General features: G+C 33.9%; 21 protein-coding genes. 4 read left to right on the top strand and 17 right to left on the bottom strand.

The features are described 5' to 3' along the window. Positions 1 to 110 precede the first annotated feature (110 nt). Together V7S50_RS26855 and V7S50_RS26850 are read right to left on the bottom strand one after the other, a co-directional pair. Positions 111 to 398 (bottom strand): AbrB/MazE/SpoVT family DNA-binding domain-containing protein, encoded by a 288-nt coding sequence (locus V7S50_RS26855; RefSeq protein ID WP_063222805.1) that lies wholly within the window; start codon positions 396 to 398, stop codon positions 111 to 113. Positions 399 to 512: 114 nt separating this feature from the next. Continuing rightward, positions 513 to 2,393 carry an FtsX-like permease family protein gene (locus V7S50_RS26850; RefSeq protein WP_242251594.1) on the bottom strand — a complete coding sequence of 627 codons (1,881 nt, stop codon included), beginning with the start codon at positions 2,391 to 2,393 and terminating at the stop codon, positions 513 to 515. 271 nt (positions 2,394 to 2,664) lie between these two features. Between V7S50_RS26850 and nadE the strand changes: the two genes are divergently transcribed. Beyond that, a complete protein-coding gene (gene nadE, locus V7S50_RS26845; RefSeq protein WP_242251593.1) occupies positions 2,665 to 3,483 on the top strand; it encodes an ammonia-dependent NAD(+) synthetase in 819 nt (272 codons plus the stop codon). 47 nt (positions 3,484 to 3,530) lie between these two features. Here nadE and V7S50_RS26840 read toward each other — a convergent pair whose 3' ends face one another. The 4 genes from V7S50_RS26840 to V7S50_RS26825 form a co-directional block, all read right to left on the bottom strand. Continuing rightward, the gene (locus V7S50_RS26840) at positions 3,531 to 3,992 is read right to left on the bottom strand and encodes an NUDIX hydrolase (protein ID WP_242251592.1); all 462 of its coding nucleotides are present in this window, start codon (positions 3,990 to 3,992) and stop codon (positions 3,531 to 3,533) included. Between the two features lie 30 nt (positions 3,993 to 4,022). Then, positions 4,023 to 4,220, bottom strand: a complete 198-nt coding sequence (locus tag V7S50_RS26835) for a DUF4083 domain-containing protein (protein ID WP_242251591.1) — start codon at positions 4,218 to 4,220, stop codon at positions 4,023 to 4,025. Between the two features lie 103 nt (positions 4,221 to 4,323). Continuing rightward, on the bottom strand, positions 4,324 to 5,484 hold the full coding sequence (locus tag V7S50_RS26830; RefSeq protein ID WP_242251590.1) for a transglutaminase domain-containing protein: 1,161 nt from the start codon (positions 5,482 to 5,484) through the stop codon (positions 4,324 to 4,326). A 145-nt stretch (positions 5,485 to 5,629) separates the two neighbouring features. Then, entirely contained in the window at positions 5,630 to 6,382 is a 753-nt protein-coding gene (locus V7S50_RS26825) for a YwqG family protein (RefSeq protein WP_242251588.1), read from the bottom strand. Between the two features lie 224 nt (positions 6,383 to 6,606). Between V7S50_RS26825 and V7S50_RS26820 the strand changes: the two genes are divergently transcribed. Continuing rightward, entirely contained in the window at positions 6,607 to 6,750 is a 144-nt protein-coding gene (locus tag V7S50_RS26820; protein WP_000540420.1) for a YjcZ family sporulation protein, read from the top strand. An 87-nt stretch (positions 6,751 to 6,837) separates the two neighbouring features. Next, positions 6,838 to 7,803, top strand: a complete 966-nt coding sequence (locus tag V7S50_RS26815) for a patatin-like phospholipase family protein (protein WP_242251587.1) — start codon at positions 6,838 to 6,840, stop codon at positions 7,801 to 7,803. Between the two features lie 108 nt (positions 7,804 to 7,911). On the opposite strand, the gene V7S50_RS26810 is transcribed toward V7S50_RS26815, so the two are convergent. Together V7S50_RS26810 and V7S50_RS26805 are read right to left on the bottom strand one after the other, a co-directional pair. Then, positions 7,912 to 8,079, bottom strand: a complete 168-nt coding sequence (locus tag V7S50_RS26810; RefSeq protein ID WP_000816383.1) for a DUF3933 family protein — start codon at positions 8,077 to 8,079, stop codon at positions 7,912 to 7,914. 12 nt (positions 8,080 to 8,091) lie between these two features. After that, entirely contained in the window at positions 8,092 to 9,534 is a 1,443-nt protein-coding gene (locus V7S50_RS26805; RefSeq protein ID WP_242251586.1) for an aminotransferase-like domain-containing protein, read from the bottom strand. 118 nt (positions 9,535 to 9,652) lie between these two features. Between V7S50_RS26805 and V7S50_RS26800 the strand changes: the two genes are divergently transcribed. Continuing rightward, positions 9,653 to 10,267: a LysE/ArgO family amino acid transporter gene (locus V7S50_RS26800; RefSeq protein WP_063221724.1), complete on the top strand. Its 615-nt coding sequence runs from the start codon at positions 9,653 to 9,655 to the stop codon at positions 10,265 to 10,267. A gap of 53 nt (positions 10,268 to 10,320) precedes the next feature. Here the strand turns inward: V7S50_RS26800 and V7S50_RS26795 are convergent, their stop codons facing one another. From V7S50_RS26795 to V7S50_RS26755, 9 genes are all read right to left on the bottom strand, one after another. After that, entirely contained in the window at positions 10,321 to 11,550 is a 1,230-nt protein-coding gene (locus tag V7S50_RS26795) for an MFS transporter (protein WP_309260265.1), read from the bottom strand. Positions 11,551 to 11,786: 236 nt separating this feature from the next. Next, entirely contained in the window at positions 11,787 to 11,993 is a 207-nt protein-coding gene (locus tag V7S50_RS26790) for an alpha/beta-type small acid-soluble spore protein (RefSeq protein WP_000113545.1), read from the bottom strand. A 123-nt stretch (positions 11,994 to 12,116) separates the two neighbouring features. Beyond that, positions 12,117 to 12,959 (bottom strand): petrobactin biosynthesis 3-dehydroshikimate dehydratase AsbF, encoded by an 843-nt coding sequence (gene asbF, locus V7S50_RS26785; RefSeq protein ID WP_242251585.1) that lies wholly within the window; start codon positions 12,957 to 12,959, stop codon positions 12,117 to 12,119. Between the two features lie 37 nt (positions 12,960 to 12,996). Beyond that, the gene (locus V7S50_RS26780) at positions 12,997 to 13,980 is read right to left on the bottom strand and encodes a DUF6005 family protein (protein WP_242251584.1); all 984 of its coding nucleotides are present in this window, start codon (positions 13,978 to 13,980) and stop codon (positions 12,997 to 12,999) included. A gap of 23 nt (positions 13,981 to 14,003) precedes the next feature. After that, entirely contained in the window at positions 14,004 to 14,279 is a 276-nt protein-coding gene (gene asbD, locus V7S50_RS26775; protein ID WP_063221727.1) for a petrobactin biosynthesis protein AsbD, read from the bottom strand. Next, positions 14,276 to 15,514, bottom strand: a complete 1,239-nt coding sequence (locus V7S50_RS26770) for an AMP-binding protein (protein ID WP_063221728.1) — start codon at positions 15,512 to 15,514, stop codon at positions 14,276 to 14,278. Before V7S50_RS26770 ends, asbD begins: the two co-directional genes overlap by 4 nt. Continuing rightward, positions 15,501 to 17,339: an IucA/IucC family protein gene (locus V7S50_RS26765; protein ID WP_242251583.1), complete on the bottom strand. Its 1,839-nt coding sequence runs from the start codon at positions 17,337 to 17,339 to the stop codon at positions 15,501 to 15,503. Before V7S50_RS26765 ends, V7S50_RS26770 begins: the two co-directional genes overlap by 14 nt. Before the next feature lie 59 nt (positions 17,340 to 17,398). Further along, positions 17,399 to 19,207 carry an IucA/IucC family protein gene (locus V7S50_RS26760; RefSeq protein ID WP_242251582.1) on the bottom strand — a complete coding sequence of 603 codons (1,809 nt, stop codon included), beginning with the start codon at positions 19,205 to 19,207 and terminating at the stop codon, positions 17,399 to 17,401. A 310-nt stretch (positions 19,208 to 19,517) separates the two neighbouring features. Next, entirely contained in the window at positions 19,518 to 20,084 is a 567-nt protein-coding gene (locus V7S50_RS26755; protein ID WP_242251581.1) for a GNAT family N-acetyltransferase, read from the bottom strand. Positions 20,085 to 20,095 lie beyond the last annotated feature (11 nt).

Genomic DNA, 20,095 nt, shown 5'->3' with positions numbered 1-20,095 from the left:
AAATCCGATTGGTTCAACCAATAATAAATAAAAATAAAAGGACCATTAAATTGGTCCTTTTATAGTTTTTCAAGAATGATATGAAATTTTAAAAATAATATAAATTAAGACTAAGCCTCACTCTTGTTTAAAAACTTCTCTATTTCTTTTATTAAGTGTTTCGCTCCATCTATACTAACAGTAATATTCCCATTTGCTAATGATATGTTTTTATCTGAAACATCACCTGTTATTTGACAAGCATTGTAAGGTTGATATTTTTGTAAAATGACTTTATCTTCTTCTACGAAAATTTCAAGTGGTGATTTGATTTGGATTCCTAATACTTCTCGTAACTCTTTAGGAATAACAATTCGTCCTAATTCGTCTACTTTTCGAATAATTCCTGTTGCTTTCATATTATTCCCTCCTTACTTTCTATTATTTTTCCACCTCGCTCTTTCCATTTTATCACTTTTTGGTAATACCTGCCTCTTTTTAGAATTTTTTGTACTCAAGTTAAAAAAACACATTTAACGAATACATAATCGCTCTTTCAATTGTTTTAAATAACGAGATCGTATCAGTAAGAAATATACAATTTGAATTCCTACGAAAATACTTAATACAATCGCATTTTCTTTAAATAGTGAGTACTCAAACATCTGTCCTAATGCAGTTAATGCTACTGCTCCGTGTAATGTTGCAACACCTATTGGAACGAAGAATAAAAGTGCCAATCGAATTGTAACCACTTTCGATAATTCCCCACTCGTTAAGCCTACTTTTCGAATCATTTCAAACAAACGAGTATCATCCTCCAAATCAGAAAACAAACGGAAATAAAGGAAGCTTCCTGCACATACGAAAAATACAATACCAATAAAGAAACCTACAAATAGAATTGGTCCTGCGATTTGTAAACTTTGGTTTTGTTCATACTCTTCTGCACTAAACGTTGCATGTTCTTCATAAGGCTTCATCTGATTAGTAAGTTCTTTACCAACCTCAATTTCATCTTTCGTTCCTTCTGTTTTGTACACATAATCTTTTTCCTCTTTAAATCCATCTTGTAATGCATCATACTGATTGTTAGAGATTACATAAACGTTACCTCTTATTATTTTACTTAATGAGGAAGTATTAAATTTTTTCACTTTTAAAGGTTCATTCAAATGTGACAAAGTAATTTCTTTTCTTTCTTTCATCGGTGGTCCTGGTATATCGACTGACAAAAATAAAACTTCTTTTTTTGATACCGCATTAAAGGGTTCTCCTGTTAACTTTGCATATTCCTTATAGTCTGATTCTTTTATAAATGTGGCGCTTTTTAACGACTGCTCCTCCGTTTTCTTCGTCGAAATATTAGTTTTTGAAACTGTTATACTATGTTTCTTTAATCCGTCGTCAATCATTTTTATATGCTGTAATTCATTACTATTTCCTTGCTTAGAATGATAGTGAAACGCAATTGGTCTCTCCATAATCGTCTTTGTCATTGATGTAAAGCCAACTAATGTACCTATTGCTGAAAATGCTACAGTTGAAATTATGGTTACAATAAAAAACATTCTTGCGTTATCTCTCATACGGTAAGCTAAATCTGACAAAGTAATAATATTTGTCTGTGTCCAATAGAAACGTTTACTTTTTTTACATAGTCTAATAATAAATACACTCAACTGCTTGTACAGCAAATACGTACCAATAATGACTACCGTTGTAACTGGAATCATCATGATAAATACCATTGCACCGTGTGACATAAGCGCTCCTGCATATCCCGCACTAAGTAATATGACTGCTAATATAGAAGAAATAATGGATGCTTTCGGTTCCGGCTTCGCTTCTGCTGATCCTCTAAACAATTTCATAATTTTATTCTTCCGGATCATTCCTGCACTAAACAATGAAATAATCATAAATAATACGAAAAACATAATACTCGTTACAACAATGGCTTTCATTGGTATGTAATAAGCTAAGGAAATATCTAACTTTAATATCATTGGCGCTACAAATATTAATATTCCAGAAAATAACATTCCTGCAAGAATCCCAAAAATAATTGCCCCTATCCCGATCATAATATTTTCAAAAAAGATAAGACGCTTTAATTGATATTTCGTCATACCTAACATCATTAAAATTCCTAATTCACGCTTTCTCGTTTTTAAAAACATTCCCATCGAATATAAAATAAAGAAAAATGTGAATAAGTAAATAATGGACTGTGCAAAAGACATACTTACGAACACATATTTTCCCAATTTCCCAGCACTTAAGGCTGGATGAAACGCAAAAAATGAATACACAAAAAAGGCCATAATAGCAAATGCGCTACTTAAAAAATACGCTGAATATGTTCGTCTATTTCGCGTGACATTCCGATATGCGAGTTCTCTAATGTTCATATTACTTCTCCGCCCTTCTACTAACTATGTTCTTATATTAGTAAAGTCCGGAAATACCTTCCATCGATTCAAATGACAAAAACCTTACATTATTGAAAGGTTCCAAAAAAATTACTTAAACGAAGCAGTTTCATTATAATGACTACATTCATATTCATACACGTATCCTATTGTATATTCGTTAGTTTTGCGAAATAATAAAGGATAGAAGTATGTACCAATATACATATAAACTTATTTACCGCTTTAATATGAATAGGAGGAAAACATAATGACATTACAAGAACAGATTATGAAAGCATTACATGTTCAGCCTGTAATTGATCCGAAAGCAGAAATCCGTAAACGTGTTGATTTCTTAAAAGATTATGTAAAAAAAACAGGTGCAAAAGGGTTTGTACTTGGAATTAGTGGCGGACAAGACTCTACATTAGCTGGACGTTTAGCTCAGCTTGCAGTTGAGGAAATTCGTAATGAAGGTGGCAAAGCAACGTTTATCGCCGTGCGCCTTCCTTATAAAGTGCAAAAAGATGAAGATGATGCGCAATTAGCATTACAATTTATTCAAGCGGATCAATCTGTTGCATTTGATATCGCTTCAACAGTTGATACTTTTTCAAATCAATACGAAAACTTATTAGGTGAATCATTAACTGATTTCAATAAAGGTAACGTGAAAGCACGTATCCGCATGGTTACACAATATGCAATCGGTGGACAAAAAGGGCTCCTTGTTATCGGAACAGATCACGCTGCAGAAGCTGTAACAGGATTCTTTACAAAATTCGGAGATGGTGGCGCAGACCTATTACCATTAACAGGATTAACGAAACGCCAAGGACGCGCTCTATTACAAGAATTAGGTGCGGACGAGCGACTTTACTTAAAAATGCCAACAGCTGATTTATTAGATGAAAAACCAGGTCAAGCTGATGAAACAGAGTTAGGTATTACGTATGATCAACTTGATGACTATTTAGAAGGTAAAGCAGTTCCAGCTAACGTTGCAGAAAAAATTGAAAAACGTTACACAGTGAGCGAACATAAAAGACACGTACCAGCTTCAATGTTTGATGATTGGTGGAAATAAATAACATATAAAAAAGAAGCTAATAAGATTAGCTTCTTTTTTATATGTTAGCGATACATTCCTACTCTTTTCTCTATTAAATCCTGCAAACAATCCTCATGTTGTTGATTAAACAATGGTGGCATTTTGTTTAGCGGGAAAAACTTCAAATCCAATGTTTCATCACCGTCTACTTTTTTCTCTCCTCCGGTAATTGAGCATGAAAAGAATATTAAAATTGACTGGGCTCTGTCTCCATTTGGATATGATTGAAAATATTTTGTATATACCCCGATAAGCTCATTTATTTCTACATCATAACCTGTTTCTTCTTTTATTTCTCGAATCGCAGTTTCTGCGGCAGATTCTTCGATTTCCATTGCACCACCAGGAAATCCCCAAGCGTGAAAATCACCTCTTTTTTGCAGCAATATTTCTCCATGCTCATTCAATACGCAACCACCCGCAAAGTTTATGAGAACACAGTCGTGTCCTACTTTTTCACGTAATTCTTTTATATAATTAGCCATCCCCTTCTCCTTTTCATATATCTTCTGTCGCTATTTCTTATCTTTTTCAAGCAATTCGATAATTCGATCTAGCTTCTCGGTCATATTAATCAAATGTTGTTTTTTTGCAGCGCTGTTTTGCAATACTCTTTTAATGAACAAAGTAAATGATAGGAAAAACAAAACGATAAGTCCGATTACTAAACAAGTATATATCAATGTAAAAATATTACTCTCGAACAAATTCATTCAGATTCCACATCCTTCCTCCTTTTATTTTATCATACAATTCTGATTTTTAGGGTAATACATAAGAAAAAGAGCATCCTTTACAGATGCTCTCTTTCACCGATTAATACGTAAATGTAATTGTCGCTAATGAATAATCTGCCATTGCACTATATGGTGCTACTTGATAAGATACACGCTTTGCACCTTTTGGCCAATTTATTTCATTTAACACTTTCTTTATATCTTGCATTGTTCCATCCATAGACTGCTTATATCGCACTTCTACCTTTTCTGGCTTAGAAGCGAATTGTTGCTGTAATTTTTTCTTAAATTCACTGTAATTGTCTGCTCCGTATTGTGCAGACAAATATTTCAAATTTGTTTCTTTTAACATTTGCTCATATGCTGCAGTTTTTGAACTACCAGCTTTTATTTTGTTTGTTAATTCATTAAAGTAACTTGTAGTTGCTGCTGGATATTTACTACGATCCCAGTCGTGATCTTTACTTAATTGCTCATCAGTCATATTAAAATATGAATATGTTACGCGCCCAGCTTTATCTGGTACTGGATCATCGAAAGTCGTATCAAGATGATACCATTTGTTTTCAATGTTCACCAAATTCCATGCATGAGCTTGTCCATTTCCTGTGCCTGTTACAATATGATTTTGGATACCCGCTTCTTTTAGCAATTCATATGTTAATAACGTATAGCCTTGGCAAACAGCAGAGCGATTCGCTAACGCTTCATATGCTGTATATGCTTGATAAGACGTGTCATACGATACATGTTTTACAACGTAATCATGAATCGCTTTTACTTTCTCATGCTCATCCATTCCTGGTTTTACAATCGAGCCGATAATTGCTTTTGCCTGAGATTTTACATATTGTGTTTGCTCTTTTGATTCACGGTACTTCACTTGCAGTGTAAACGTATAGTTTCCTGGTAACCCTTTAATAGAATATCTAGTAGACGCTACATTATATTTTACATACTCATCTGCATCTACAATTTTATTAAACTCCCCATACAATTGATCCATAATATTTCTAGCATTTCTATCTTTTGTTTTATATGCGATTGTAATATTTTCTTCTCGATTATCAATCTGTTTTTTTAATTCTTTTTTAAAATCATTTAACAATTTTGCATCTGATTGTGATGTCGCTACAGTCGGATTCGTAGCTGCATAAGATACAGATGACGCCTGTAAGCCTCCCATTACTATAGTTGAACAAAGCAGGGTAGCTGTCACATACTTACTTGTCTTTCCCATCATGTCACTCCTTACATTCTATAACTATACGAAAAAGTATCGTATAGTTTCAGAGTATACAATACTTTTTCGTATAGGTCATATGAGATTATGCATATTTAACATTGTAAAAAGGTTGTTCTTTTTACAAGAACAACCTTCTTCATTAACAAGTTTGTAATACACAACATACATTTTCAAAACGTCGATTTTTCAAGTCTTCATTTCCTATACAGAAATAAAGCATCCCTAAATCTCCCCACATCATATTACAATTTTTAGTATCTGAATCAATTTGGAATAAAAGCGTCATTTGCTGCGGATCTATGTCCATATATTGTCCAGTCTCGTACAATACCTCATCTTGTACAGAGAATGGCTCACCAAACATTTGATGGTTATCGTAGTTATCTGGAATTAGCTCTTCAAGTAATTGCAAGAAACGATCTGAATCAGCCTCATCTTCAATGAAAAGCTCTGGCAATTTATACGTTAGTTCAAAAATAGTTGCACACTGGTTATAATTCGTTTGCCATTCATCTGCTCTTCGTAATTGCTCTACAGGAACATCATAATAAAGTACACGCCCCGCTTCAGTTGGATTCACGTCTTCTTCAAAGTAATTTTCAATGCTGAAAAAGTATAACATTCCTGTCTTAGGTAGATTGTGATCTATACCAACATTTTGTAAATCATTTAAATTAAATTGAGCGATAAACTGTAACGGATTTCCTTTATGCGTTGGGTATTCAAATGCAGCTGGTAAATCAGGAACTCCTCCCATTTTTGAACTACCTATCGTAACGGTTTCCTCCTGCTTTGGCACAACTTTTATACAAGGAAATACAGTATTAATAAGTTCCTCTTTTAAATGTGTCAGCCCATATTTATCAATTAATACTTCAATTTGTTTATTCATAAATTCTCCTTATATTTACATACTTATTTGTATCATCGCACAAAAATTATACTCCATTCTTTGTAAAAACAACAAGCCTTCAAAAAAACGGGCTCTTCCTCCATACGCGAACAAGTTTAAAAAAGCATAGTATACATTGTTCCTACAAACACGATAGTTCATTATTTCTTCCAGTACATTTTCCCCTCGTTCATTTTTATTTTTAATTTAAGGAGGAATTCCACATGGGTTACGGATATAGTTGCTGTGGTTACGGATACGGTGGCGGCGGCGGTTGTGGTTATGGAGGTTTCGCTTTATTAATCGTTTTATTTATCCTTCTAATCATCATCGGAGCTAGCTGTTGGGGTGGCTTTGTAGGCTGCTAGTAAATTTAAAAACTATTGTAAAAAAGCACGTACAATACGTGCTTTTTTGCCATTTTCAAATTTTTTATTCGAAAGGAAGTATGATTAATGAAGATTGATGTTGTTTTTGAAGGAGGCGGTGTACGCGGAATTGCGCATGTAGGAGCAATTTGCGCGTTAGCTGAAAAAGGCTATGAATGGGAGCGTGTAGCTGGAACATCAGCTGGTTCCATTATTGCTGCGCTCCTAGCAGCAGGATATTCTTGTTCAGAGTTAAAAACGATTATAACTGATATTGATTATAATAAATTTACGAAGAGAACCTTCATTGACAGAATCCCGTTTATCGGAAAAGGATTAAGCGCATGGACTACTCTTGGTATTTACTCTAATATTTTTATAGAAGAATGGATTGAAGAATTGCTTCGAAAAAAAGGAGTTCACTTATTTACAGATTTACCTGATTTAAATAAGCTTAAAATTATCGCTTCTGATATAAGTAATGGTAAAATGGTTATCTTTCCTGATGACTTACCGAACTACGGATTTTTAAATTATCGCTTCTCTATTGCTAAAGCTGTAAGAATGAGTAGTACTATCCCCTTCTTTTTTGAACCAGTAAAATGGAGAACCCCTAAATGGAAGCAACCTTGTTATATGGTTGATGGAGGGATTTTAAGCAATTATCCAATTTGGATTTTCGACTCACCTACCTCTCCTCGCTGGCCGACTTTTGGATTTCATTTCGTAAAAGATGAAATCCAAGCTGACCCTGCCCACTATAATGAGCCTATCTCCATGTTCAAAGGACTATTTAAAACAATGATGCAAGCCCATGATTTACGTCATTTAGACAAAGAATCAAAAGCAAGGACAATTACAATTCCAACAGGGTCCATTACTAGTACAAACTTTGAGTTAACAAAGGAAGAAAAAGATTGGCTTTACAATTCTGGTTATAACGCCGCAAATAAGTTTTTACAATCGTGGAACTTCAGACAATATATTGATGAATATAGAAACGGAAATCAGGACCGAAAAACAAATCGGTATTTCCGTCAACTTGACTCATAATAATATTATTTTTCATACAAGAACACGTAACGCTTTCAAAAAAATAAGCCTAGTAATATTATATATTACTAGGCTTATTTACTTCCTGTATAATTTATTATACGTTGGTTACGGATACGTTAACCCTTCAGCTTCCTCCGCAGTAATAACTGTGTATCGATTTCCTGTTCGTAATCCTAACAATTCCGCTTTTTCAATTGCCTCTTGCTTCGTCTCCGCATAAGCAGCTAAATATTTTTCTCCATTGATAATTTGGCAAATTACATATTGTTTCATTACTTTCTCCTCTTACTTTTTCATTAATTGTGCAAGTTTTTTTATACCTATTTCAATTTCTTCTAACGTTGCGTATGAATAGGATAGGCGCAAAAATTGATTTGCACTTCTATCATACAAAGTACCTGGATTTAATAAAATCTTTTCTTTCAAAGCTTTGTCAAATAAGCTACGGTTTGAAACGGGTACATTCATATGTAACCAAATATAAAAACCACCTGTTGGTTCATACCATGTTGCTATATCACGACAATATTTCCCTAACATTTGCAACATAAAATCTCTACTTTTTTTCAACTTAGTTCTTACAAACTGTAAATGTTCATCATACAATCCATCCGCAAACCATTCCGCTGCAATTTGCTGAGAAATAGAACTTGAACCATAATCTGTTTGCATTTTTATGTCTGCCAACCTTTGAATAACAGGCTCAGATCCAACAATCCATCCAATTCTTAATCCTGGACTAATGACTTTAGACATACTCCCGATATGTAGTACAATTCCGTTTTTATCATATGCTTTTAAAGGCTTTGAAACAGGCTCATCAAACCATAAGTCTTGATATACCGCGTCCTCTATAATAGGCAATCCAATTTCATTACATATTTCCATCACTTCTATTCGTTTCTTCGCATTCATACTAAAGTTCGTCGGATTATGAAAAGACGGGATTGTATATAAAATAGATGCATTAAATTGCTTCTTATATTTTGTAATATATGATGTTTTTAAACCGTTCTCATCCATTGGTATTCCAATGAAACGCATTCCTGCTGATTGAAAAACATTAAGCGAATATAAATAGGATGGTTTTTCTAATAAGATAGATGCCCCTTTTGGAAGAAGCCCCATAGAGATAAGTTGCAATGCTTGAATTGCTCCTGAAACAATTAATATAGAATTAGGAGTTACATAAATACCATGTCCTTTTAAATAGTCCGCAATCTTCTCCCTTAAAAAGAGATTTCCTTTCGGCTCTTCATAGCCAAGTGTCATCTTTGATCCTAAAAGCTTATTCATAATATCTTTCATCTTTTTTTCAGGTAAAAGACTTGGCGCGAGCTCACCTGTTCCTAAACGAATTACATGCGGACAAAATTCAGCTTGATTAATCTCTTGAATAGCAGGCAGATTCGGATAATGAAGTCCTGTTTCTACATAAGACTGCCAATTGGGTGGGGGTGCGTATGTTGAAGCATTCTCATTATTATTTACAACAATTGTTCCTTTTCTGCCATTCCCTTCAATGTATCCCTTTGCAACTAGTTCATCGAAAGCCATTACAATTGTGCTTCGATTCACACCAAATGTATGTGCCAATTCTCTTTGTGAAGGTAATTTCGTTCCAACAGTCCATTCTCCATTAACGATTCTTTCTTTTATATACGTTTCTATTTGTTTATAAAGAGGCATCGCTAGAGACATATTCGGTTTCCAAACGAATCTTTCCATCATATCACCTTATATTCTTTTTGGTTGGTAACCTCCCCAACCATATGGATGGATACAAATTTTCATTTCTTCTATACAATATACACTATCATAACGAATTAAAATAGGAGGTAATATAATGAGTGAAGCAATTATTCATGGTATCATTCTTGCATTTGGCCTTATCATTCCATTAGGAGTCCAAAATGTTTTCGTCTTTAACCAAGGTGCGAGCCAACCAAATATTTGGAGGGCAGCCCCTGTAGTATTAACTGCCTCTATATGTGATACGTTACTCATATTGATAGCGGTGCAAGGTGTCTCCCTTGTGCTCCTTACTTTTTCTTGGCTAACTAACTCGTTATATATAATTGGATTTTTCTTTCTCCTATACATGGGCTTTGTTATTTGGAGAAGTAACCCTTCCAACGATGTAAAACAAGAAAAAAGTATGCCCTTAAAAAAGCAAATCCTTTTCGCTGCATCGGTTTCGTTATTAAACCCACATGCAATTTTAGATACAATCGGTGTAATTGGAACAAATTCTATCCAATACATAGGAAACGAAAAATGGGCTTTCACACTTGCAACTATTATCGTTTCTTGGATTTGGTTTATAAGCTTAGCTTTAGCGGGGAAATTTCTAAAAAGACTAGACTCAACCGGAAAGACAATCGTATTATTAAATAAATTTTCTGGTCTCATCATATGGGGTGTCGCACTTTATATGTTAAAACAAGTTATTTATTCCTAATGAACGAAAGAGAATTGCATGTTACTGAAAACATCATGCAATTCTCTTACAAATTATGAAGTAGGTTCCGGTTTCTGTTTTACCGTCTTTGCATCTTTTGCTGGTTTAATCCAGATGATTGCTATAGCAGCACCGATCCCAGCGAATATACTTGTTAAATAAAATACTTCATGGTCAGCACCTTTCATGAAAAAAGAATATAGAGGTGGTCCAGCTGCTACACCGATAAATCGCATTGAACTATAAAATGACGTAACCGTTCCCCTTTGCTCCTTTTCAATTCCTTGTGTAATTAAAGCATCTAAACATGGGAGTGCCATACCAATTCCTATCCCCATAATAACGAGACAAAGAAGTAGTAAATAAATCCCTTTTATAAATAAAGGAATGATGACTGATGCAGCTGCCATTAAAAAACCAATATAAATACACTTCTTCATCATATTTTGATTATCTCCAATTTTTTTACCAGCCATATATGAACTAATTGACAGTACAAGTAACGGAATCGCAAGTACACACCCTTTCCATATACCATGAATGTCATACTTTGATTCCAGTATAGTTGACAAATAAAAGAGAATTCCGAATAAAATAAGCATAATAATTGCACCTAATGCAAAAATGGCAATTAACCATCTTCCTTTTTCACGAAACGTAGCAAGAATTGATTTTATAAACTCTTTAAGTGGTGGTACTTCTCCTTCTTGTTTCTTTGCCTTTACTAGAACAAGTAATAAAACAATTGATACTACGCATAAAACTGGAATCGCCCAAAACGGTAAGAACCATACAATGGCAGCAAGAGCAGAACCTAAAATAGGGCTCAGCACTTTCCCAAATGTATTGGATGTTTCTATGATTCCTAAACCTGTACTAACTTGTTTTTCATCCTTGTATAAATCACCAACACACGGTATAACAACTGGCATTGCACCAGCAGCACCAATACCTTGAATCGCTCTACCAATCAATATCCAAGTGTAGGGATTATCAACTTTCCAAGATACCCAACCAGTTATCGCTCCTCCTATAGCCGCAATCAGCAAACTCGGAACCATTACCATCTTTCGTCCCCATCTATCTGATAAATAACCAGCAATCGGTATAAGTAAAATGGCTACAATAGAGTAAATTGTAATAATCATGGATACTTGAAACGATGAAATATGTAATTTTTTTTCGATAGTCGGTAGGATTGGAATGAGCATTGAATTCCCTAATGTCATAACAAGTGGAACTGATGCAAGCGCAATTAAACAACAGTTTTCTTTTTTTAACATGTCGGCTTCGGAACCTTTCATCATATATTTCTTACCATATAATAGCCCTGCTGGAACGTAATTGTTCATTCCACCAGGGCTATTACATCTTTACTACTTCCCATTTACAACAAAAGAAATTGGGGAAAATATAGTATTATTCCTATTCTTTGAATCCAGTTCGCAATATATCCATACCAATTAATTGAAAAAAAAAGAAAGGAAGAATCCTTCCTTTCTCCTATAACCTTCTACAATTAGCGAGTATATCCGCCACCAAGTTGTTGTTCTGCCATCGCTACTAGGCGTTTAGTGATTTCACCGCCTACAGAACCGTTTGCACGTGAAGAAGTGTCAGCGCCAAGTTGTACACCAAACTCTTGTGCAATTTCATATTTCATTTGATCTAAAGCCGCTTGTGCTCCATGTGATGCTAATTGATTAGAATTACGATTTCTAGCCATTACCAATCACCTCCTTATTTATATATAAATTGTGTTAAATTCGAATTAAGATACATGGTAATTTTTGGTTATTTTTCATTATAAAAAAAGAGTCTCTTAACGAGACTCTTTCACCATTTCACTTTACGAAGTTACTACTACCAAATTTCTATTTGTTAATACTTTCATTTCTTCTCTTAATATCTCTTTCGCGTTATGTCCAAACCATTCTAGTGAAGCGAAATGGTCAGTATCTCTCACTTCTTGAATAATCTCATCATAATTTACGATACCTTCAAATAATGGAACCATACCAGTACGACTTCCAGCTGCTGCATATACATTATTCGGTTCAAACACATGTAAATAATCTGCTGACGATATATTCTTAAAATGGTAATGTTGTATCCACGGCCTTAGTTGTTGGAAGCTGTCAACTGGATCTGCACCAGACTCCCATATATGAAGAAAATCAAGATTTATTTTCAAATTCGGATGATCTACTTCGCCTAATAGTTCCAAAGTAGAAGGCAACGTATCCGTTAACGTATTTGGATGTGTTTCTAAAAGTACATACATATTATGCTGAGCAAATACTTCACAAATCATGCGAATACGATTCACATACTCTTGTCTCTCTTGTTGCGAAAAATCTGCACTACCTTTTTGTCCAGCAAACGTACGAATTTTGTTCGTTTTAAACCAATTAGCTAGTATTGCAAGTTGTTCACATTTCTCTATCGTTTTTTCAAAATCTGCCGATAATGATATGTCTAAGTAATCACTTATCATCGTAATTTCCAAGGTTTTATCCTTTAAACAATTCAATTCTCGTTCTGTCGTTTCATACTCTTGTATATACAAATTTTGCGCATGAGTCCCCCACAATTCAATTCCTTCAAAACCGTTTTCATATGCAAATTGAACAATATCAGTAAATGAAATTAATTGATGGCGAAATGAAATGGTACATAGTGAATATTTCATAGCTTTAAACTCCCTTGTCTTAAATTCAGTAAACTTTTTAAAGAGTTACGACAGACTGATTTATTTTTATAGCTTTCCAAGATAGAAATTGTTTCTCTAATTCCTCCTTAATTTGCAGTTCAATTGCATTCATTTCATCCAGCTTTTCAACAATTGATAATAACATACCTTTATTGTTCGTCATTGCCATTTTAATTGCACGATACTGTACATTTGTAAATCCTTGTACAATATCTTCTACCCGATCACACCAATAATCAAATTCTCGCTCCGAATATTGCAACGTTTCACGGAAGTATGCAAAGGCATGTTCATAACTATATTTACGAATTGCAAGTACTGGTATTTGTTTTACTGCTGCTACAAGACCAGAAAGCGCATATCCATCTTCCTCATTTGCCATTTTTATAATTAAGTTTTTTAGCTCCATAGTCAGTTCATTGTCGTTCTTTTTGAATGTTTCTGTGAAATAACTAGCTACCATTTCTTGTGTTGGTTCTTGAATTCCTTCTACATCAATGAAATAGCCTCCACCAAATGGGTTATCTTGAACAGAGTAAAGCACTTTTTCTCTTTCCATATTCCCTTCCCAGCGAAAATCAGGATCTAGCATGAACCATTCTTCTTCTTTCTCTGTCTTCGATATCATTAAATAATGCGGAAATGGCTTTTGATGAAACTTATTTTCTCTCTCTGGTAATAGAGACATATCAACCATTACAATTACGAAACGATTTTCAGGCTTATTTTCTACTAATTCTAAAAACGTTTCTACATTGCTATCTTTATCTTTTGCATGATCATACCATTCGTTCACTTTAATACCGTATAATCTTTCATACCATAATAAATAATTATCATGGTTAATATTTTCGGAGTGATACGAAATAATGCCACCATCTGTTATATCAAAATCTCCATCCCATAAACCAAAATAAAATGGACGAAAATCTATATCGCTTCGTCTTTTTATAATTTCACAAAAACAACTTACTAAACAATGCACTTTTATTGAAGTCATACTCTCATCCACTTTCCTAAAGGTTAGTTATTCACATTTATATCCTGTAACGGCTGTAACTCTTCCATAAAATCAAGCAAGGATCCTACAGTAAGAAATGCCTTTGGATCTACCTCATCCTCTGGAACGCATAGCTTTAAATCCATTTCTATGTATACAATGAGTTGTAACATCATTACCGAATCTATATATAAATCTTGATTTAAGTGCATCGTTTCTTCTAAATGCGTTATATTCTTCAGTTCCATTTTTTCTGTCATAATTTTTAATACGGCATTCTTTAATGCTTCCCGTCTCATGCTGTAACCTCTCCCATCTCTAGTAACTTTCTACTTACTTTTCCAGTTTTATTTTTCGGAATTTCAGTTACACTTTCAATTTCATGCGGAACTTTATAAGATGGTAAATGCTGCATACACCATTCTCTTATTTGCACGGGATCAATTTGAGAGATTACTTTCGCTTTAACAATTTCACCCATCACAGGATGTTTCCCTCGATATACAATTGCCTCTTGAACACCTTCCAATCGAAGCATTGTTTCTTCTACCTCTATAGGAAAGACTTTTAATCCTGAAACGTTAATCACATCATCCATACGCCCCATAAAATGAATGCCACGTTCAGATTTATACCCTAAATCTTTCGTAAAAATTTCCTTATCGTTCATTTTCACTACAATTTCTTCAGGCATATTTTCATCTGAACCTATGCTTATACTCGCATGAGATAGCGGATTTCCTAAATCTAAATGGCTTTTCATATCATGACATATACTAATACAACCTGCCTCAGAACAACCGTATTGTTGCATCATATATGTTGTCGTCTCTTTTAGTTTATAAAATAATGCTTCTGGTAAAGGCGCTCCGGATGTCATAATTTTATGAAACTGAAACGTTCCTTGCGGGAAACTCCCCATAATATGTAGCATAAGTGGTACTGCATATATGATATGTTTTTCTGTATTGCGAACGATATTTAATGCGAATTTAGGATTTTTATTCGTAATGATGATAGGCTTGCTTCCCCTCGTAATTGCAGATAACGTACCACATATTAGTCCGTATGAATGTGAAACAGGAGCCATAACAATCGGCACTTCATCCTCTTTGCAGTTTAAAGCTTCATTATAAGCAGTAATTTCTTTATCAACTTCCGTCCATGCTCTACGAATCAGTTTCGGTTCCCCAGTTGTTCCAGAACTATATTGCAATAAAGAAGGCTCTTCTAGTAAAAAATCCTCTACTTCTAGTTTTGTAAAATCTCTATATTCTTCATATAAAACCCCTATACAATTTGCACGCTTTGCCATTTCAATAGCCGTTTCTTTTGGCGTATCTTCATGTATAAGTAATACTGATGATTTCTTTTCTTTTAAGTAAAATACAAGCGTAATAATGTCAAATGGGTCCTTCAGACAAAGCGCAAATCTATTTCCTTCCGCTTCTTGAAATTGTTCCATTTCTTCGTAAACTTGTAATCTCAAATCAAAATCACTTTTGCTATACTCTTGTTTATTAACGATTAGCATAATTTCCCCCTGTAACAACTGATTTTTGTATGTTAAGTTGCCTTGCTCTATACAATGGATTTGGAACTTCATGAACTAGCGATTCCACATCCATATACAATCGACGCTTCGTTAATTGCTCCGCATAGAATGTAGGAGTGTATAGCTGAATACTTTCAAATCTATCTTTCAAATGTGGATATTTTCTAAAATGATTTTCAATTTCTTCAACCACTATCATCCAAAAACTTGCTTCTTTCCATTCATATTCATCCGCAAGTACGAAAGCTAATTCCCCTACATTAAATAAGAACAGTGCATCTAGTACCATCTCTTGTAAACATTCGATACGATCCATTTCAAAGAAATCATTCATTTTCCCATTCGCATACGTTTTATGCATTTTAGTAAAGTCCGGACATTTATTCATTTCTTTTAAGAATGGACGATAAAACTCAAGTCCTTCATGGAAATCCTTTAATGCAATACGGACAGGTAGCCCTTCTTTATGAACTAAAATCATATTTTGACCGTGTGATTCGATTGCAATTCCGTTCTCTACAACAAGATGTAATACAGGTATTATCGCTTTTTGAATAAGTAATCGCAGCCAATTTTCTATCCCATATTTGTTTAACCATGCATCAATAACTGGTGTCCCATCTTTCTCTTTTGCATATAAGCCGTTAAAGGGAACTGCATCCTCTTGCTCATCTAAATAATTATGAACACTTTCACGCCAAATGCATCCTAATGAACCATATGTGGCTTTCTTATTCGTATCATACGTTACACTCGAAAATTCCTTTAACAAAATTACACGTGATTCATCCCTTAAATAAGAATTTTGACTTACGACATCACTTAACCAATTCGATATAGCTGGTGCACTCGCAACTGAATATGGTTTCAGCGTACGGAGTGTCGAAGTGTTAAGTATATTCAGCGATACTTTTACATATGGCCTCTTTGGATTCGTAACATTTCTTAACGTTCTCATAGATTGTTGCGCACAATAATCGTCCGCTGATTCCCCTAAATAAATAATACTTTTATCCTGTATATACTCAGCGTAATTTGGAATGATGAAATTCTCCCATTGCCAAGGATGAACAGGTATAAACACGTACTGCTTTGGATCACATCCCGCACTGTGAATTCGTTCCTTATACGCTTCTAATTTGTGCTCACCTACTTCATCTTTTAAAATTTTGTCATAAATCACTTCATTCTCATAACCTACAGCCGCATATTTCTTATGAGCTGCAATCCATATAAGTTTTATTGGCCTCATAAATTCATATCCATATTGAAAATTGTCACGATATTGAAACCCAATGCGTGCTTTATAGCTTGGATGATATGGGTGACCATCAATTAAATGGCTTTCAAAGTCATCGTATGATTTTTGAGTAAATTTCAACTTATTACGTCTTTCATATTGTGCAATCGTGTCTTTAAATATCGTTTGTTCTAATTCGTGAATAAAAGAATCTAATTTCGTTTGTTCTACGTTAACAACCCGAAAAACTTCTTCCAAAAACTGCGAAACTGATTGTATTTCTTGTTTTTCCTCTTGAACTCTTACTATTAATGAATCTATAGAGATACGTCCAAATGTCATTCGTTCTCTTCCGTAACATTCGTACGTGACACTTTTATTTTCCTCATCAAGTCCTTGTATAAGAAAAAGAATTTTTTCTTCTTTTTCTATACGAACTGGTATAATGATCCCCTCATAAATTAACGACTCTACTAATTGACATAAAACTCTTCTTCGTACTGAAATGTAATCTTCTGACTCAAGCGCTTTCAATATTTTCGTATGATACATGTCCATTCTCATAACCTCCTCTACCTTACGAAAAATACCATTAATTGTATTACGTGAAATTTTAATACTATTTATGAACGAACAGCCACTTCTCTAACGAGCGGATTCTGTACCTGTACGTAAATTGCTTGTTCTAAAGGATTACTTAACTCGTCGACATCAAAAAATCTCGTTAATAAATTTGCTTTACATGCCAACTTATCCTCTTCCAACAATTCTCTTAAAAAGGTAGAAGGTTCACGATTATAAGGAAGGAACGATTGAAGTACAGATCTTAATTCTGTGAGAAGAATTTCCTCCTTAATTAATCCAGCTGTACCAAATCCGTTAATAAGTCCAAACATATGATTAAAAATTAAGTAGTAACGAAATCTTTCATCTACAATATAGTCGTCATACAAATTTCCAGTACGTTCTCCAATACCAGCTAACTCATTATTAAGCATTTCTTTCATTGAATTACAGAAATAAAAACCTTGATTATCACGGAAATAATATTTGACCGGATAACCGTCCTTTAGCTGAACAACGCTATTTTGCTGATGAGCTTCTAATGCAACACCATACTGTAAATACATCCATACCATCGGCTTTAATGAAATATTCATATATCGTCTAAACCACTCTAAACTTACTTCTTCACAACTTCTACTTTCTAAATCTGCTAGGCGGTGAATAATATTTGATAAGCGAGTACGTTCTCCAGGTATAGCATCTTGAACTAGCCCAGCAATTAATGTAGCGTCATTGACATGTTCGCTATAAAAAGGATTCTCTCGTATAATTACTTCAAATCCTGATTCTTGTGTTCCATAATTTAATGTAATAAATGCTGGATCACAAATAAAATCAAAGCCGGGAAACTTTTCTAGTACTTCACCAATAGCCGTATTTAACATTTCCTTCCCTTCAAGACCACTCTCAAGTTCCTTCAATTTATTAATGCGCATTGAATTTGTTACTTTTACCGGAAATGAAAACTTAAGCATATACTTTGAATCGGGATGATATAACGTCCTAAGTGATGATGTTGCCATATAATACTTACCAGCAGGACCAATATATTCAAGTACTCCTTGATCTATCCAATCCTGGACGTAAGATTGGTGTAATAACCATTCTGCCTGAAGTGGGTGAATTGGAATTAATGAATATTCATCTTTATTACAATACTTTAAGATAAATTCCTTACTAACCATCTCATCATTACGTAACTCTTCTTTTAAAATTACTGTTGTAGAATCTAATAATAATGATTTTTCATTCACTATACTTTTATGTGCCCGAAAATAATGCAGCTGGCATTCTCCTTTTAATTCTGGAGAATACATTGCACTTTTCCAATCCAATATACCTTGTCTACTCTTTGGTGTAGGGTGAGTTAAATGTCCAAATAATAAAGACTGCTCAGCCTCTATAAAAGTTGTATGGAAACCGTATAATGCAGATGTGTCTTCTATTCTCGCTTTTGTAAATCCCTCAATATTTTGACAACTACGAATAACTCGAAGCATAAGTTCAGCAGGATTCTTCCCTTCTCCGTAGTTGATAGACATCTCTTTTATTAAGAAAGTAATAACTGTTACGTAATCTGCTTTAATAACAGAATTACTATCTCCAATTTGATAATAAAATTGTTCTCCAAACAAATGGCGATCTGTTGATGATTTATAAATAACTTCTCCATACAAAGTAACGTTCTGTGCCGATAGCCGACAGCATAAATATGTGGGGACTGTATCTCTATTCAACGTATTACTGAAGATACTTTCCATTCCTTCATCCTCTGTAATCCATTCTCCACTCCCTGTTTCTCTTAAATAACAGTTTAAAAAGCTTTGTAATGTTGCATGTTCTGCGATTTGTTTCGCATGCTGCATACTGGTCCTCCTCTTTATATTAAAGCTATCGAAATTTTATATAATAAACGATAATTGAATGTCGTTATCAATTATGATTCTAATTGATAATGATATTCAATTCAAGAGTATATTTCAGAATTTTTTTATGAAATTTAATTTTTCTTTTTTTCTTTCTTTTCTTTAACCTAGTTAAAAATACGCTAAAAAAATTCTTGTTTCCAAACTAATTACCTACTATTTTTTATTAATCCATCAAAAATGGATTAATAAAAAGGTATACCTTATTTGGTATACCTTTCCCCGCTATTTGTTTACATAATATTATTATTTATATCAATCTATCTAGCTGTTCATATAACAAATTCAAATCTCTCCAACAATACGCTGTCTCTTCTATCTGTACTCTCTCTAAAAATTTCGTATCAATTTTTTCAGGATTAAATTTTTCATAAAACTTTTTAGAAGGATTATTCGTAACGACCCAAACTAAAAGGGATTGCATATCATTGTTTATACATTCCGATAATAAAGCTTGAAATAACTTTTGTCCTATTTGCATTCCTTGATACGTTTGTAAAAGGTAGATCGCATATAATTCCCCGTCACAGTTATATACATCGCTTCTTTCTATTCCCCCATCAATGAATCCAACTATTTCTCCATTTAACGTCTCTGCTACAAATCTAAATTGATGATTACCTTCTTGTTGAAAAATGTTTTCCCATTGTTTTTCTCGTTGCTCATATGTTATATTTTCTAAAAATTCGTCAGCAAATATCCCTTTATACGTTGTTTTCCAGCTATCAACATGCACCTTTGCGATACCTGATATATCATCTTTTATCGCTCTTCTAATATGTATTTCCATCATTTCTCCCCCTTGTTTACTCATCATTATATCAATTT

The organism is Bacillus sp. CCNWLW194 (genome assembly GCF_037120585.1).
Classification (GTDB): Bacteria; Bacillota; Bacilli; order Bacillales; family Bacillaceae_G; genus Bacillus_A; species Bacillus_A basilensis.
Note: the sequence above shows the minus strand (reverse complement) of the source record. Positions and strands in the feature narration are given on the sequence as shown.